The organism is Pseudonocardia sp. NPDC049154 (assembly GCF_040648315.1).
Classification (GTDB): domain Bacteria; phylum Actinomycetota; class Actinomycetes; order Mycobacteriales; family Pseudonocardiaceae; genus Pseudonocardia.
Map to the genome: position 1 here is coordinate 1 of NZ_JBEZDN010000076.1, position 13,828 is coordinate 13,828.

15 protein-coding genes are annotated in these 13,828 nt (G+C 74.3%); 4 read left to right on the forward strand and 11 right to left on the reverse strand.

Annotated features, from left to right (window positions below; all coding sequences use genetic code 11):
- The coding region (locus AB0B41_RS28450; RefSeq protein ID WP_358208660.1) for a winged helix-turn-helix domain-containing protein at nt 1–432 on the reverse strand (432 nt) is incomplete at its 3' end.
- Nucleotides 433–495: 63 nt separating this feature from the next.
- Nucleotides 496–906 carry a hypothetical protein gene (locus AB0B41_RS28455; RefSeq protein WP_358208662.1) on the reverse strand — a complete coding sequence of 137 codons (411 nt, stop codon included), beginning with the start codon at nt 904–906 and terminating at the stop codon, nt 496–498.
- Nucleotides 907–1,010: 104 nt separating this feature from the next.
- On the opposite strand from AB0B41_RS28455, the gene AB0B41_RS28460 reads away from it, so the two are divergent.
- The gene (locus AB0B41_RS28460) at nt 1,011–1,589 is read left to right on the forward strand and encodes a DUF6069 family protein (protein ID WP_358208664.1); all 579 of its coding nucleotides are present in this window, start codon (nt 1,011–1,013) and stop codon (nt 1,587–1,589) included.
- A 113-nt stretch (nt 1,590–1,702) separates the two neighbouring features.
- Nucleotides 1,703–2,890 carry an MFS transporter gene (locus tag AB0B41_RS28465; RefSeq protein ID WP_358208666.1) on the forward strand — a complete coding sequence of 396 codons (1,188 nt, stop codon included), beginning with the start codon at nt 1,703–1,705 and terminating at the stop codon, nt 2,888–2,890.
- Between the two features lie 45 nt (nt 2,891–2,935).
- On the opposite strand, the gene AB0B41_RS28470 is transcribed toward AB0B41_RS28465, so the two are convergent.
- The 3 genes from AB0B41_RS28470 to AB0B41_RS28480 are packed head-to-tail and all read right to left on the reverse strand — an operon-like array spanning nt 2,936 to nt 5,788.
- Nucleotides 2,936–3,811, reverse strand: a complete 876-nt coding sequence (locus AB0B41_RS28470) for a TIM barrel protein (RefSeq protein WP_358208668.1) — start codon at nt 3,809–3,811, stop codon at nt 2,936–2,938.
- 27 nt (nt 3,812–3,838) lie between these two features.
- Nucleotides 3,839–4,612 carry an SDR family oxidoreductase gene (locus AB0B41_RS28475; RefSeq protein ID WP_358208670.1) on the reverse strand — a complete coding sequence of 258 codons (774 nt, stop codon included), beginning with the start codon at nt 4,610–4,612 and terminating at the stop codon, nt 3,839–3,841.
- Nucleotides 4,613–5,788: a phytanoyl-CoA dioxygenase family protein gene (locus AB0B41_RS28480; RefSeq protein WP_358208672.1), complete on the reverse strand. Its 1,176-nt coding sequence runs from the start codon at nt 5,786–5,788 to the stop codon at nt 4,613–4,615. It abuts the gene before it with no gap.
- Nucleotides 5,789–6,100: 312 nt separating this feature from the next.
- Here AB0B41_RS28480 and AB0B41_RS28485 point away from each other — a divergent pair, with 312 nt between their 5' ends.
- Both AB0B41_RS28485 and AB0B41_RS28490 read left to right on the forward strand, forming a co-directional pair.
- A complete protein-coding gene (locus AB0B41_RS28485; protein WP_358208674.1) occupies nt 6,101–7,141 on the forward strand; it encodes a LacI family DNA-binding transcriptional regulator in 1,041 nt (346 codons plus the stop codon).
- A 145-nt stretch (nt 7,142–7,286) separates the two neighbouring features.
- Nucleotides 7,287–7,766: a cupin domain-containing protein gene (locus tag AB0B41_RS28490; RefSeq protein WP_358208676.1), complete on the forward strand. Its 480-nt coding sequence runs from the start codon at nt 7,287–7,289 to the stop codon at nt 7,764–7,766.
- A 5-nt stretch (nt 7,767–7,771) separates the two neighbouring features.
- Here AB0B41_RS28490 and AB0B41_RS28495 read toward each other — a convergent pair whose 3' ends face one another.
- The 6 genes from AB0B41_RS28495 to AB0B41_RS28520 all read right to left on the reverse strand — a co-directional run bounded on the left by AB0B41_RS28495 (nt 7,772) and on the right by AB0B41_RS28520 (nt 13,781).
- Nucleotides 7,772–8,779, reverse strand: coding sequence for a Gfo/Idh/MocA family oxidoreductase (locus AB0B41_RS28495; protein ID WP_358208678.1), 1,008 nt, complete (start codon nt 8,777–8,779; stop codon nt 7,772–7,774).
- Entirely contained in the window at nt 8,776–9,813 is a 1,038-nt protein-coding gene (locus AB0B41_RS28500) for a Gfo/Idh/MocA family oxidoreductase (RefSeq protein WP_358208680.1), read from the reverse strand. Before AB0B41_RS28500 ends, AB0B41_RS28495 begins: the two co-directional genes overlap by 4 nt.
- 80 nt (nt 9,814–9,893) lie before the next feature.
- On the reverse strand, nt 9,894–10,709 hold the full coding sequence (locus AB0B41_RS28505) for an ATP-binding cassette domain-containing protein (protein ID WP_358208682.1): 816 nt from the start codon (nt 10,707–10,709) through the stop codon (nt 9,894–9,896).
- 13 nt (nt 10,710–10,722) lie between these two features.
- On the reverse strand, nt 10,723–11,793 hold the full coding sequence (locus AB0B41_RS28510; protein WP_358208684.1) for an ABC transporter permease: 1,071 nt from the start codon (nt 11,791–11,793) through the stop codon (nt 10,723–10,725).
- Between the two features lie 71 nt (nt 11,794–11,864).
- A complete protein-coding gene (locus tag AB0B41_RS28515) occupies nt 11,865–12,842 on the reverse strand; it encodes a substrate-binding domain-containing protein (protein WP_358208686.1) in 978 nt (325 codons plus the stop codon).
- A 51-nt stretch (nt 12,843–12,893) separates the two neighbouring features.
- Nucleotides 12,894–13,781, reverse strand: a complete 888-nt coding sequence (locus tag AB0B41_RS28520) for a deoxyribose-phosphate aldolase (RefSeq protein WP_358208688.1) — start codon at nt 13,779–13,781, stop codon at nt 12,894–12,896.
- Nucleotides 13,782–13,828 lie beyond the last annotated feature (47 nt).

Consider the following 13,828-nt stretch of genomic DNA (forward strand, 5'->3'; position numbering starts at 1 on the left):
CCCCGAGCGGGCCGCCGAGCTGCTGGCCCGCTCGGGGTCGTCGCCGGTGAGGGCCGCGCGGCCGTCGTCGACGAGCCGGGCGAACGCGTGCGCGTCGACCGCCGCCGGGTCGACGGCCAGCCGGTAGCCCGGCGCGGCCGTGACCAGCACCGTCGCCGGGGCACCGCGCGGGCGGTCGGGCTCCAGCGCGCGCCGGAGGTTCGACACGAACACCTGGACGGTGGCCGCCGCGCGGGCCGGCGGGTCCTCGGGCCACAGGTCGTCGATCAGCTGCTCGAGGGACACGACCCGGCCCGCCCGCAGGACGAGGGAGGCCAGGGCCGCCCGTTGCTTGGGTCCGCCGAGCTCCACCCGCTCGCCGCCGCGCCACGCCTCGACCCCGCCGAGCACCCGGAACTCGATCAGCGGACCCTCCGCAGCAGCGCCGATCACGCTACGAGCATGCGCAGCGGGTGTACTCGGCAGGTAACCGGTGTGTGACGTTCAGATCGCGGCTCAGGGCCGTCCGCGACCCGCCTTCTCCGCCCGGCGCAGCACGGCCGCCGCGATCCGGACCACCGAGGAGTCGGCGATCACCGCGGCGATGCCCCACGGCCCGACCCAGCCGGACACCGGGTGCCCGCCGGTGGCGAGGGCGGCGCCGAGCACGCCGAGAAAGCTCGCGACGCCGAGCATGCCCAGCACCGCGGTGCCCAGCACGACGTGCGGCACCGGCCGCGCGACGAGGAACCCGACCGCGACCAGCCCCGCCGCACAGAGGACGGCGGAGAGCACCTGCGCCCACAGCGCCCCGCCGACGACGGCGAGCCCGCCGTGTGCGACGGCCGCCGTGGCGACCAGCCCGAGCAGGAGCTTCGGAGGCTGCAGGGTGGCACCTGCGGCGCCGGGTGGGGTGGGGGCGGACACGGACCCAGGGTAGGCCCACCCGGTCGTGGCGCCGTGGCGCCTTGGCCGCCGGGGCCCGCGCCGACAGACTGCGGCAGGCAGTGCAGACAGCGAGAGGGAACGGGATGGCCGGAGGCTACGGATCGGGCGGCGGGTACGGCACCTGGGACCGCGGGGACGAGACCCGGCGGCTCCCGGACCAGGACCAGTACGGCCAGCAGTACGGGGACCCGCAGTACGGGGACCCGCAGTACGCCCAGGAGTACGAGCCGCCGCGGGCGCCGAAGCCCTCCGTCGACGCGGGCCGGCTCTGGGCGGCGGGCATCGCCACGGCGATCGTCGCGGCGCTGGTGGCGATGGTCGGGACGCTGATCGTGCGCGCGGTCCTGCGCATCGCCTTCAACGGGCCGGCCAGCTCCGGGGCGCTCGGCGACTCGCGCACCGTGCTGCTCTGCGTCCTGTCGGCGGTGGCCGCGCTGGCCGCGACGGGCCTTGCGCACCTGCTGCTCGTCTCCACGCCGCGGCCGATGACCTACCTGACGTGGATCGTCGGGCTGGTGACCGTGGTCGCGGCCCTGCTCCCGCTGCTCGGCTCCGCGCCGATCGGCGAGCGGGTGGCCAACTCCGTGATCCACCTGGTGATCGGGCTGGTGATCAGCAGCCTGGTGGCCGGCGCCGGCGCCTCGGCGCGCCGGATGCGCTGACCGCCCCGTCGCGTTTCCCGCTCCCGTCCGAGGCCCTGACGGGGCGCTGACGATCGCCCGTCCCGCCGTGGCCGGCCCTGCGGGGCCGCGGCCGGGGAGGCAGGGTGGCGGGCGTGGACGGCACGGCGGAGCTCGGGCGCAGCGGGCTGCGCCGGGTGCTCGCCGTCCTGTGCGTCACCGAGGTGACCAGCTGGGGGGTCCTCTACTACGCCTTCCCGGTCCTCGCGCCCACGCTGTCCCGGGAGACCGGCTGGTCGATCGGGGCCGTGACCGGGGCCTTCTCGGCCGGGTTGGTCACCTCGGCGCTGGTCGGGATCCCGCTCGGCCGCGCCCTCGACCGCTGGGGACCGCGCTGGATCATGACGGCGGCGTCCGCGGTCGGCGTACCCGCGGTCGTCGGCATCGCGCTCGCGCCCACGTTCCTCGCGTTCCTCGGGGCCTGGCTGCTCGCGGGGATCGCGATGGCCGGGACGCTCTACCCGCCGGCGTTCGCCGCGCTGACCCGCTGGTGGGGGCCGCGGAGGGTCACCGCGCTCACCGCGGTGACCCTGCTCGGCGGGCTGGCCAGCACGGTGTTCGCCCCGCTCACCGCGACGCTGCTCGGGCACCTCGGGTGGCGGCACGCCTACCTGGTGCTCGCCGGGGTGCTCCTGGTGGTGACCGTCCCGGCGCACCTCCTCGGGTTGCGCGGGCCCTGGCCCGACGCCCCCGCGCCCGGGGACGGCCTGCACAACGACCCCGGCCCGATCGCCCGCAGCCGACCGTTCGTGCTGGTCACGGCCGCGGTCGGGCTCGGCGCCTTCACCGCGTTCGCGGTCGTGGTCAACCAGGTCCCATTGCTGCTCGAGCGCGGTCTCTCCACCGGCACCGCGGCGTGGGCGCTGGGCCTCGGCGGTGTCGGGCAGGTGCTCGGGCGGTTGGGCTACGGGCGGCTCACGGCGATGCCGGCGCGGGCGCGGTCCGTGCTGGTGCTCGGTGCGCTCGCCGCGACCACGCTGGTCCTCGGCGTGACGCCGGGCCCGGTCCCGCTGCTCGTCGCGCTGGCCATGCTGACCGGGGCGACGCGCGGCATCTTCACCCTGCTCCAGGCGACGGCCGTGAGCGACCGGTGGGGTGCGGCGCACTACGGGCGGCTGAGCGGCATCCTCTCGGCCCCCGCGATGACCGCGACCGCGGTCGCCCCGTGGGCGGGCGCCACCCTGGCGGCCGCGCTCGGCGGCTACCCCGAGCTGTTCGTGCTGCTCGCCGGCACCGGCGCGGCCGCCGCCCTCCTCGCCGTCGGGACCCGGGTCCGGACCTGACCCCGGTCGGCCGGGGCACAGGGGCGCAGTGGCGGGGCCAGATCATCACGGCCGGGACAACAGGCTCCTGAGCTGCTCGACGCTGGTGTGCACGTCGGCGGCGGGGCCGACGCCGGTGGGCGCCTCGGTGAGGATCGTGTCCTGCTCCAGCACGTACCAGCCCTGGTAGTCGCGCCCCTGCAGGCTCGCGACGATGGAGCCGAAGTCGACGTCGCCGGTGCCGAGCGGCCGGTACATGCCCTCCCGGACGGCCTCGGTGTAGGTCCGGCGACCGTCCTGGACCTGGCGGGCCAGGCCGAGGTCGACGTCCTTGAAGTGGGTGTGCGCCACCCGCTCCGGGGCCTGGCGGGTGAGCTCGGCCGGGTCGGTGCCGCCGATCAGCAGGTGCCCGGTGTCCAGGCACAGCGCGATCGACGAGCCCTCGAGCACGCGCCGGACGTCGTCGCCGGTCTCGACCATCGTCCCGACGTGCGGGTGCAGCACGGTCTCGATGCCCGCCGCGGCGGCGACGGCGCCGATCCGGTCGAGGTTGACCAGGAGGGTCTTCCAGCCGGCGTCGTCGAGCTCGGGGCGGGAGTCGTAGCCGGTCAGGCCGGTGTCGGCGGAGAGGACGAGGGTGCCGGCCGCGGCGGCCGCGTAGCTCGGCAGCAGCGCCTCGACGCCGGGGACCGGGTCGTGGTCGGGCCGGTGCAGCAGCGTCGGGGTGAAGCCGCCGACGGCGGTGAGGTGGTGCGCGGCGAGCGTCGCGGCCTTGGCGGCCGGGTCGTCGGGCAGGAAGCCGTCCGGGCCGAACTCGGTGGCGACGAGCCCCACCTCGGCCATCTCGGCGAGCACGCGCTCGGGCGTGAGCTGGTGGCCCCAGCCCGGGACCTCGCACACGCCCCAGGAGATGGGGGCGCCGGCGATCTTGGGTGCGGACATCGGTGTGCCTCTCGGGTGTGTCGGGGGTCAGTCGTGGGCGCCGATCACGGCCTGGTCCCAGTCCAGGACGGACCCGGTGACCACGCCGCTGCGGTCGGAGAGCAGGAGGACGACCATCTCGGCGATCTCGTCAGGGTCGGCGAGCCGGCCGGCGGGCAGCCGCTGCGCGGCGCGCTCGCGCCAGTCGTCGCCCGCGCCGTGGAACCGGCGCTGGGTGAGGTCCTCGCCCTCGGTGTCCGTCCAGCCGATGTTCAGCTGGTTGATCCGGATCCGGTCGAAGCGGTGGGCGTGCGCGGCGTTCCTCGTCAGGCCGGCGAGGCCCGCCTTGGCCGCGACGTACGGGGCCAGGACGGGTGCGCCGCCGTTGGCGGCCTCCGACCCGATGTTGACGATCGAACCGGGTGCCCCGCGCCGCAGCATGTCCCGCACCACGGCCTGCATCGCGAAGAACGGGCCCTTCAGGTTGATGGCGATCTGCCGGTCGAACAGCTCCGGGGTGGTGTCGACGAGGCTCCCGCGGTCGGTGAGGCCCGCGGCGTTGACCAGCCCGTCGACCCGCCCGAACTCGGCGACCACGGAGTCGACGGCCGCGCGGACCTGCGCGGGGTCCGCGACGTCGCAGGGCCGGTAGAGGGCGGCCGCGCCCAGCTCACGCAGCTCGGCGGCGACCTTCTCGCCCGGCTCCCGGCGGCGGCCGGTCACGGCGACCGACGCGCCGGCCCGGGCGGCGGCGCGGGCGACGGCGGCGCCGACCCCCGCCGTCCCGCCGCTGACCAGTACGACCTTGTCCTCGAGCAGCATTCAGAAACCCCGCTTCGCGGAACGGGCCGCGAGGGTCGCGGCGAAGGTGTCGTCGTCGTGGCCGAGCAGGACCGCCTCGGTCAGCAGGTCGGCCTGCGACGGCGGGGCGAGCCCGTCGACCGGCGGGTCGCGGTCCAGGTCGGTGGGGAAGGCGTAGCCCTCGGCCGAGGCCGCGATCACCTGGCGCAGCTGCGCCTCGTCGGCGCCCGCGGCCCGCATCCGGCGCAGCGCGGGCAGCACCGCGCGGCACACCCGGCCCCGGTCGACGTACTCCATGGCCCGCCCGAACGCCGACGAGACCTGCAGCAGGTTGGCGATGCGCCGGACGTCGGCCGACCGGTTGGTGCCCGCGCCGTGCAGCAGCGCCGGGTTGAAGAAGGCGGCGTCGCCGCACGCGAGCGGCAGCTGCACGTGGTGCTCGGCGAAGAAGGCCCGGAACTCCTCGTGCTCGGCCACCAGGTAGCCGTGCGCGTACTTCTGCGAGTGCGGCAGGTAGAGCGTCGGCCCCGTCTCGACCGGCATGTCGCAGTGCGCGACGGCGCCCTGCAGCGTCAGCGCCGGGGTGAGCGCGTGCTGGTGGGCGGGGTAGCGGGCCGCGCCGGCCGGGCTCATGAAGCCGAGGTGGTAGTCGCGGTGCGGGGACTGCGCCTTCCCGCCCGGGTTCACGACGTTGACCTGCGAGGTGATCTGGTACGCCGGGCCGAGCCAGGCTTCGGAGACCAGGGCGAGGACATCGTTGGCGTAGTAGGCGGCGAAGGTGTCCGGGTCGGCGACCGCGAGCTTCTCCAGCGCGTTCCAGATCCGGTCGTTGCTGCCGGGCGCGGCGAAGTGGTCGCCGACGGCGGCACCGGTGGCCTTCTGCTGCTCGATCAGCGCGAAGAAGGCGTCCGTGGCGCGGTCGAGGACGGCCCGGTCCGGGTAGGCGCCCGTGATCACGACGATCCCGGGACCGTCGAGGAGGGCGCGCACCAGCTCGGCCTGGACCGCGCGCCGGCCGTCGCCGGCGGCCTCGCGGCGCAGCCGCTCGCCGTCGTAGACCGTGACGCCGGAGACGACCTCGGCGAGGGGGAAGGCGGCCGGATCGGTGCCCTGCGCGACGACGGTGCGCAGGTCGTCGAGGCGGGCGTCGGCCGGGTCGAGCCACACGGGCGCGTGGGGGCGGACGGAGCTCGTCATCGAAGGTCCTCCGGTGTCGTGAGGCGGTCGGGCCGCCGGAAGCGCTGTGCTTTTAAAGCGCTTCAAACACAAGTATGGTCCAGGCCGCGGCGGGGTGGTGTCAAGGCCCTCCGCACGCCTTCCGAACGCACGAGCGGCGCTCTCGTTCACCAGGTGTGAGCGAGCGGGCCGTTCGCGTCCGAGGCGGGGAGGCACGAGCGGCGCTCGCGTTCAGTAGATGTGAACCAGCGGGCCGTTCGCTCGTCCGCGGAGCGGGTGGGCGGCGTGCTTCGATACGGGTGCCGCGGGACGACGCGCGGCCGAGGAGGTGGGATGGCGGGCAACGGCGGTCGCCGGGTCCGGCTCGACGACGTGGCCGCCGCGGTGGGCGTCTCGCCCGCCTCGGTGTCCCTCGTGCTGCGCGGCGCGCCCGGCCCCAGCGCCGAGACCCGCGCCCGGGTGCTCGACGCGGCACAGCGGCTCGGCTACCGGCCCGACCGGGCCGCGAGCCTGCTCGCCCGCCGCCGCAGCCGGCTGATCGGCCTGCTCATCGACGTGCGCAGCCCGTTCCACGCCGACGTCGCCGAGCACCTGCAGGACGCCGCCGAGGCCCGCGGCTACGACCTCGTGCTCTCCACCATCACCCGCAGCCGGGGCGAGGACCGCGCGGTCGAGACGCTGCTCGACTCCCGCTGCGAGGCGCTGGTCCTCATCGGCCCGGACGCGCCCGCCGACCGGCTGAGCGAGCTCGCCGCGACGGTCCCGCTGGTGCTGCTCTGCCGCCGTCTGGACCCGCCGCCGGGCCCGGGCCGGACACGGCCCGACGTCGTGCGCACCGCCGACGAGGCCGGTACCGCGCTGGCCGTCGACCACCTGCACGGCCTGGGGCACACCGCGATCGCCTACGTCGACGGCGGCCCCGGCACGGTCGCGCAGGACCGTCGCGACGGCTACCTGCGCGCCATGGCGGCCCGGGGGCTGGAGCCGCGGGTGCTGCCCGGCCACGGCACGCCCTCCGGCACCGAGATCATCGGGATCCGCGCCGCCGAGGCCCTGCTCGCGGAGGGCGACCTGCCCACCGCGGTCGTCGCGTTCAACGACCGCACCGCCGTCGGCCTGCTCGACGCCCTGGCCCGCAACGGGATCGACGTCCCCGGCCGGGTCTCCGTCGTCGGCTACGACGACGACCCGCTCGCCCGCATGGCCCACGTCGGCCTGACGACGGTCGGCCAGGACACCGCCGGCCTCGCCGGCCGCGCGGTCGAGGCCGTGGTCGCGCGGCTGGACGGCGGGCGCACCGAGGCGGGGCCCGAGCAGGTCCTCGAGCCCTACCTCACGGTCCGCCGCACCACCGCCCCGCCGCGCACGTCCTGAGGGCCACGCAACGACGGAGCGGCCCGCGACCAAATGCTCCCCCTGGCGGGTGCGGCTACGTAGCTCTGCGTATGTCCGGCGGTGTGTCCCGCCGGAAGGATCGGTGGCCGAGGTGCGCCGACCGGCGCAGCCGGAGGAGGTCCCGATGTCCACCACCCGAGCACCGTTCGCCGTGCTCCCCGGGGAGGGCAGGCCGCTCCGGACCGCGACCGGCGGTTCGGTCACGGTCAAGGCGCACGGGGGCAACACCGCCGGGGCACTGACCGTCCTCGAGTTCGTGACCGGGCCGAAGGACGGGCCGGCGCTGCACACCCACGTGCGCGAGGACGAGCTGTGGTGGGTCCTCGAGGGGGAGTACCGCTTCCGGCTGGGTGACGACATCGTCGGCGTCCCGGAGGGTGGCATGGCCTTCGGCCCACGGGGCCTGCCCCACAGCTTCCAGAACGTCGGCGACACGCCGGGCCGCCTGCTCGTGGTCACGACGCCCTCGGGGCTGGAGCGGTTCTTCGAGCGGTTCGCCGAGCTCCCACCCGGTTCGATCGACCCGGACGGGCTCGCCGAGATCGGGCGCGCGAACGGCATCCAGGTGGTCGGACCGCCCCTCGCGGTCTCGGACCCCCTCTAGACCGCTCAGCGGACCGGCACCGCGCCGGGGCGGAGGGGGAGGCCGGTGGCGAGGTAGATCGCGTCGAGCTGCTCCGCGATCTCCACGCTGAGGTCCATGCCGGCGCCGCGGGGGAGGGGAGCGGTGCCGGTCAGGTACGCCCGCAGCGCGGTGAGCTGGAAGTCGTAGGTCGGCGTGGTGCCGAGCCGCTCCACCCGCTCGTCGTGGCCGACCCGCACGATCAGCCGGTCGTCGCGGTGGGGCAGGGCGTACATCGGCGCCAGCACCTCGCCGCGGGTTCCGACGATCCGGTGCGCCATCTCCCAGCCCGGCGCGGCGATGTGGCAGTGGATCCGGCCCTCCGCCCCGCCCGGGAAGCGGTACGTGGCATCGGCCCACTCGTCGACTCCCGGCGAGCGCTCGCCCGCCCGCGCGTCCACCAGCACCGGTGTGCCGCCGAGCGACGGCGCGATCATCAGCAGGGTGTGCACCGCGTAGCAGCCGAGGTCCATGAGGGCGCCGCCGGCGAGGGGGAGGGACCAGCGGACGTCGTCGGGCGGGGGTGCCGGCATCCGCATCCGCGTCTCGACGGCCGTGACCTCCCCGATCGCGCCCGCGGCCACCACCTCGGCCAGCCGCCGGTAGAGCGGGTGGTGGAAGTAGTGGTAGCCGACGAACACGGGTACGCCCGCGGCGACGGCGGCCTCGCGCACCGCCCGGCACTCGGCCGCGGAGCCGGCGAAGGGCTTCTCGGCGAGCAAGGCCTTGCCCGCGGCGACGATCTGCCGGTTCCACGGCGCGTGCAGGGCGTTCGGCAGCGCGTTGTAGACGACGTCGACCCCGGGGTCGGCGAGCAGCGCCGCGTAGTCGTCGGCGACCCGTTCGACGCCGTGGCGGCGGGCGAACTCCTCGGCCCGCCCGCGATCCCGCGCGGCGACGGCGACGAGCCGGTCGGCGGTGGTCGCCGAGGGCCGGACGAGGGCCTCGTCGGCGATCCGGGACGCGCCGAGCAGCCCGATCCGCAGGCCGGTCACGCGTTCACCGCCGCGCGCTCGTAGCCGCTGCCGGTGTACCGGACGGCCACGGTCCGGCCCGTCCGCCAGGACTCGTCGGCGGCCTCGGCGAGGTCGAAGGCCGCGAGGGCGTCCTCGCCGGAGACCTGCACGGGGGAGCGGGCGAGGACCGCGCGGGCGAAGCCGTCGAGCTCGGCGGCGTAGGCCAGCGGGTAGCGCTCCTGGAAGTCGGCGACGAGGTCGCGGCTGGTCAGGCCGGGGGTGCGCCACTCGTAGCCGCGGCGGTACGGGTTGTCGATGCGTGCGGTGGCCCGGCTGCCCATGACCTCGGTCGAGCACTCGTAGCCGTAGCCGGAGGCCCGGCTGTTGTCGATCACGCCGAGCGCGCCCGAGGCGAAGCGGAGCACCACGACGGCGGTGTCGACGTCGCCGACGGCCGCGAAGCCCTCCGGGTCGGAGACGGCGGCGCCGTGCGCGGTCACCTCGACGACCTCGCCGACGAGCCAGCGGGCGACGTCGAGGTCGTGGACGGTGACGTCGCGGAAGAACCCGCCCGACCCGGCGAGGAACGACGCGGGCGGCGACGCCATGTCCCGCAGCGAGCTGCGGAAGAGTGCGACCTCGCCCAGCTCGCCCGCCCGGATCCGGTCCGCGACGGCGGCCCAGTCCGGGTCGAAGCGCCGGTGGAAGCCGACCTGGAACTGCACGCCGGCCCGCCGCACCTCCTCGACGGTGGCGACGGTCGTCGCCCGGTCCAGGGCGATCGGCTTCTCGCAGAACACGTCCCGGCCCGCCTGTGCCGCCGCGACGGTCATCGGGGCGTGCGCGCCGGTCGGCGTCGCGATGGCGACGGCCTCGGCGTCGGGGTGGGCGAGCAGCTCCTCGAAGCTCGCCGTCCACGGCACGCCGTAGCGCTCGCCCGCCTCCCGGGCGACGGCGGGGTCGGCGTCGTAGACCGCGCCGAGCCGGGCGACGGAGCACCGCCCGGCGAGGTTGTCGGCGTGGATGCGGCCCATGCGGCCGAGGCCGGCGAGGCCGATGCGGAGGGTGCTCAACGGGGAACCGCCTTTCGGGGAAGAGGGGAGCACACGGCTGCGGCCGGCCCCCGGGCGGGGACCGGCCGCAGGTGCGCGGGTCAGCGCTTGAGCTCGTGGGCGAGCTCGGCGAGCTCCTGGCCGCCGGCCATCTCGGCGGTCAGCTCCTCGAGGGAGACCTCGGAGCGCTTCTTGTCCAGCACCCGGCGGCCGAGCTTCAGGATGATGAAGTGGTCGCCGACCATGTAGGCGTGGTGCGGGTTGTGGGTGATGAACACGACGCCCAGGCCGGCGTCGCGGGCGGCGGCGGTGTACTTGAGCACCACGCCGGACTGCTTGACGCCCAGGGCGGCGGTGGGCTCGTCGAGGATCAGCACGCGGGCGCCGAAGTAGACGGCGCGGGCGATCGCGACACACTGGCGCTGGCCGCCGGACAGGGTGCCGATGGGCTGGTTGATGTCCTTGACGAAGATGCCCATCTTCTTCAGTTCGTCGTCGGCGATCTCGCGCATCGCCGCGATGTCGAGCGGGGCGCCCGGGAACTTGCCCTTGCGCAGCTCGGAGCCGAGGAAGAAGTTGCGCCACACCTCCATCAGGCTGACCACCGCGAGGTCCTGGTACACGGTGGCGATGCCGTGGTCGAGGGACTCGCGGGGGCTGCCGAAGTGCACGTCGGCGCCGTCGACCTTGACCGTGCCCTCGGTGTGCGGGTGCAACCCGGAGATGATCTTGATGAGAGTGGACTTGCCGGCGCCGTTGTCGCCGAGGACGCAGGTGACCTCACCGGCGTTGACGGTCAGGTTGACCCCTTCGAGGGCGCGGATGGCGCCGTAGGTCTTGCCGACGTCCTCCATCTCGACGAGCGGGGTGCCGACCTCGAGGGTGTGGTCGGCGTGTTCGATGATCGTGTCGGTCATCCGAGTCACATCCTCACTTGCGCCGCGAGGCGGAGTTCTTGACGTACAGGTTGAGCAGGACCGCGAGCAGGAGCATGACGCCCAGGAAGGTCTTGAACCAGTTGGGGTCCCAGCCGGCGTACACGATGCCCTGGGTGGTCATGCCGAAGATGAAGGCGCCGATCGCGGCGCCGATCGCGGAGCCGTAGCCGCCGGTGAGCAGCGCGCCGCCGACGACCGCGGCCACGATGTAGATCAGCTCGTTGCCGACACCGAGGCCGGCCTGCACGGTCGAGAAGTTGAACAGCAGGTGCTGACCCAGGAACCAGGCGCAGAACGCGACGCCCATGAACAGGCCGATCTTGACCTTGCCGACCGGGACACCGACCGCACGGGCGGAGTCCTGGTTGCCGCCGACGGCGAAGATCCAGTTGCCGGTGCGGGTGCGCAGCAGGATCCAGGTGGCGACCAGTGTGAACAGGATCCACCAGAACACCGAGATCTTGACGTTGACGAAGCCGAGGCTGACGTCCGAGGCGAAGATGGCCTTGGCCGAGGCGAAGCCGTCGAGGTCGGAGATGTTCTGGGTGGCCACGGCGCCGGTCAGCAGCTTGGTGACGCCGAGGTTGATGCCCTGCAGCATGAAGAAGGTCGACAGGGTGATCAGGAAGCTGGGCAACTTGGTCTTCATCAGCAGCCAGCCGTTGGCGAAGCCGATCGCCAGGGCGATGACCAGCGAGGCGACCGCGCCGACCCAGGCGTTGAGCGAGAACTGGTAGCTGATCATCGACGATGCCAGCGCGGCCGTGGTGACCTGGACGCCGGACGACAGGTCGAACTCGCCGCCGATCATCAGCAGCGCCACGCCGAGGGCGACGATGCCGATGGTGGAGGCGGAGTAGAGGACGGTCGAGAGGGCTTCCGCCGTGCGGAAGGGCGGGGCGATCGCGAAGAAGAACACGAAGATCGCGATCGCCGCGGCGAGGGAACCGACCTCGGGGCGGGAGAGGATGCGCGCGCCGAGGGAACGCTGCACGCGCACGGGCTCGGCGCCGGTCGAGGGCGTGGACGGGGGCGACGGCGGGGTCGCGACTGGTGAGCTCATCGCTGGACGCTCCTGGGTCGGGTTCCCGTCCGCGGGGGCCACCGGGAGGCGGCCCCCGCGGACGGATCGGGTCAGCGGGTGTTCTTCGCCGCGTACTCGGCGATCTGGTTGATGTTGGTGTTGTCGACGAAGGACGGGCCGGTGAGCACCGGCTTGCCGCCGCCGAGGTCGTTGCCGTTGGTCAGGTTGAGCCACAGCGACTGCACGGCCATGTAGCCCTGGACGTAGGGCTGCTGGTCGATGGAGAACAGGATCTGGCCGCTCTGGATGGCCTTGGCCACGTCGGAGTTCAGGTCGAAGGTCACGACCTTGGCCTGGCTGCCGGCGTCGGTCTTGGCCTGCAGCGCGGCGAGCGCGATCGGCGCGCCGAGGGTGACGACGTTGGTGATCGACGGGTCCTGCTGCAGCTTGGCCCCGATGGTCTGCTGGACCGACGGCAGGTCGGCGCCGTTGACCTGCAGGTTCTCGGTGCTCGGGAAGCTCTTCTTCACCCCGGCGCAGCGCGCCTCCAGGGCCACCGAGCCCTGCTCCTGGACCACGCACAGCGCCTTGCCGCCGCCGGCCTGGGCGAGGCGCTCGCCCGCGGACTGGCCGGCGAGGTCCTCGTCGGAGCCGAAGTACATCGGGATGTCGTACTTCTGGTACTCGTTGATGCCCGAGTTGAAGGCCACGGTGGGGATGCCCGCCTGGACGGCCTTCTGGGCTGCCGGCCCGACCTGGTCGGCGTAGGCGAGGGTCACGGCGATGCCGTTGACCTTGGAGTCGATCGCGTTCTGGACGAGGGTGGCCTGCTGACCGGCGTCCTGGTTGTTCGAGTACTTCAGGTCGACGTTGAGCTGGGTGGCGGCCTGCTGCGCGCCCGCCCGGATCTTGTCCCAGAACGAGTCGCCGGGCTGCTCGTGCGTGATCATCGCGATCGTGTAGCGCTGGGCCGTCGCCTCGGTGCTGTTCTGCTGGGCGCCGCCCTGACTGCTGCAGCCTGCCGCGACGAGCGCCGCTCCCGCGAGGGCCGCCACGAGGGCGACGACCCGCTTGCCTGATCGGAACATCCTTGTCCTTCCCGAAACTGCTCTGGCGGTGAGTGGTGTGGTGCGGTGCTTCTACAGCAGCCGGACCGCGGCGTCGACGGCCCCCGAGACGTCGTCATCCGGTGGGTACAACAGGGACCGGCCGACGACCAGCCCCTGCACGGTGGGCAGGGCGAGCGCCTTGCTCCAGGTGGCGAAGGTGGCCTCCTGGTCGGCGGCCACCTCCCCGCCGAGGATCACGGCGGGGAGCGTGGTCGCGGCCATCGCCCGCGCCATGTCCGCCCCGCCGTCCCCGACGATCGGCACCTTCAGCCAGGTGTAGGCCGATGTGGTGCCCAGGCCCGCGGCGACGGTCATCGCTCGGGTCATCGCCTCCACGGTGAGCTCGTTGCGGACCCGGCCGTCGATACGCCGGGACAGGAACGGCTCGACCATGGCCATCAGGCGGTGCCCGGCGAGCCCGGACACCGCGCGCCCGCAGGACTCGAGCGTGGCGACGCTGGCGGCGTCGTCGGCGTCGATCCGCAGGAGCATCTTGCCGCCCTCGAACCCGGCGGCGGCGATGCTCGCGGGGTCGTAGGCGGTGAAGCGGTCGTCGAGCTCGAAGGTGGTGCCGGCCAGGCCCCCGCGGTTCATCGAGCCGACGACGACCTTGTCGTCGAGGGCGCCCAGCAGGAGCAGGTCCTCCAGGACGTCCGGCGTTCCGAGCACGCCGTTGACGCCGGGCCGGGACAGGGCGAGCGCCAGCCGGTCGAGCAGGTCGGCGCGGTCGGCCATCGCCATCGGGCGGTCGCCCGCGCCGAGGGCACCCCGGGCGGGATGGTCGGCGGCGACCATCATCAGCCGGCCGTGCTCGCCGAAGGGCGAGGCGGGGCGACGGCGGGTGGCGGCGGCCTCGGCCACGGCGTCGGGACGGCGCGCACGGGTGCGCACGAGGTCCGACAGCGCGGCCTCACGCACCGAGACTCACGAGCGGCATCGCCACGTGTCCCTCCGCCGGGTGGCGC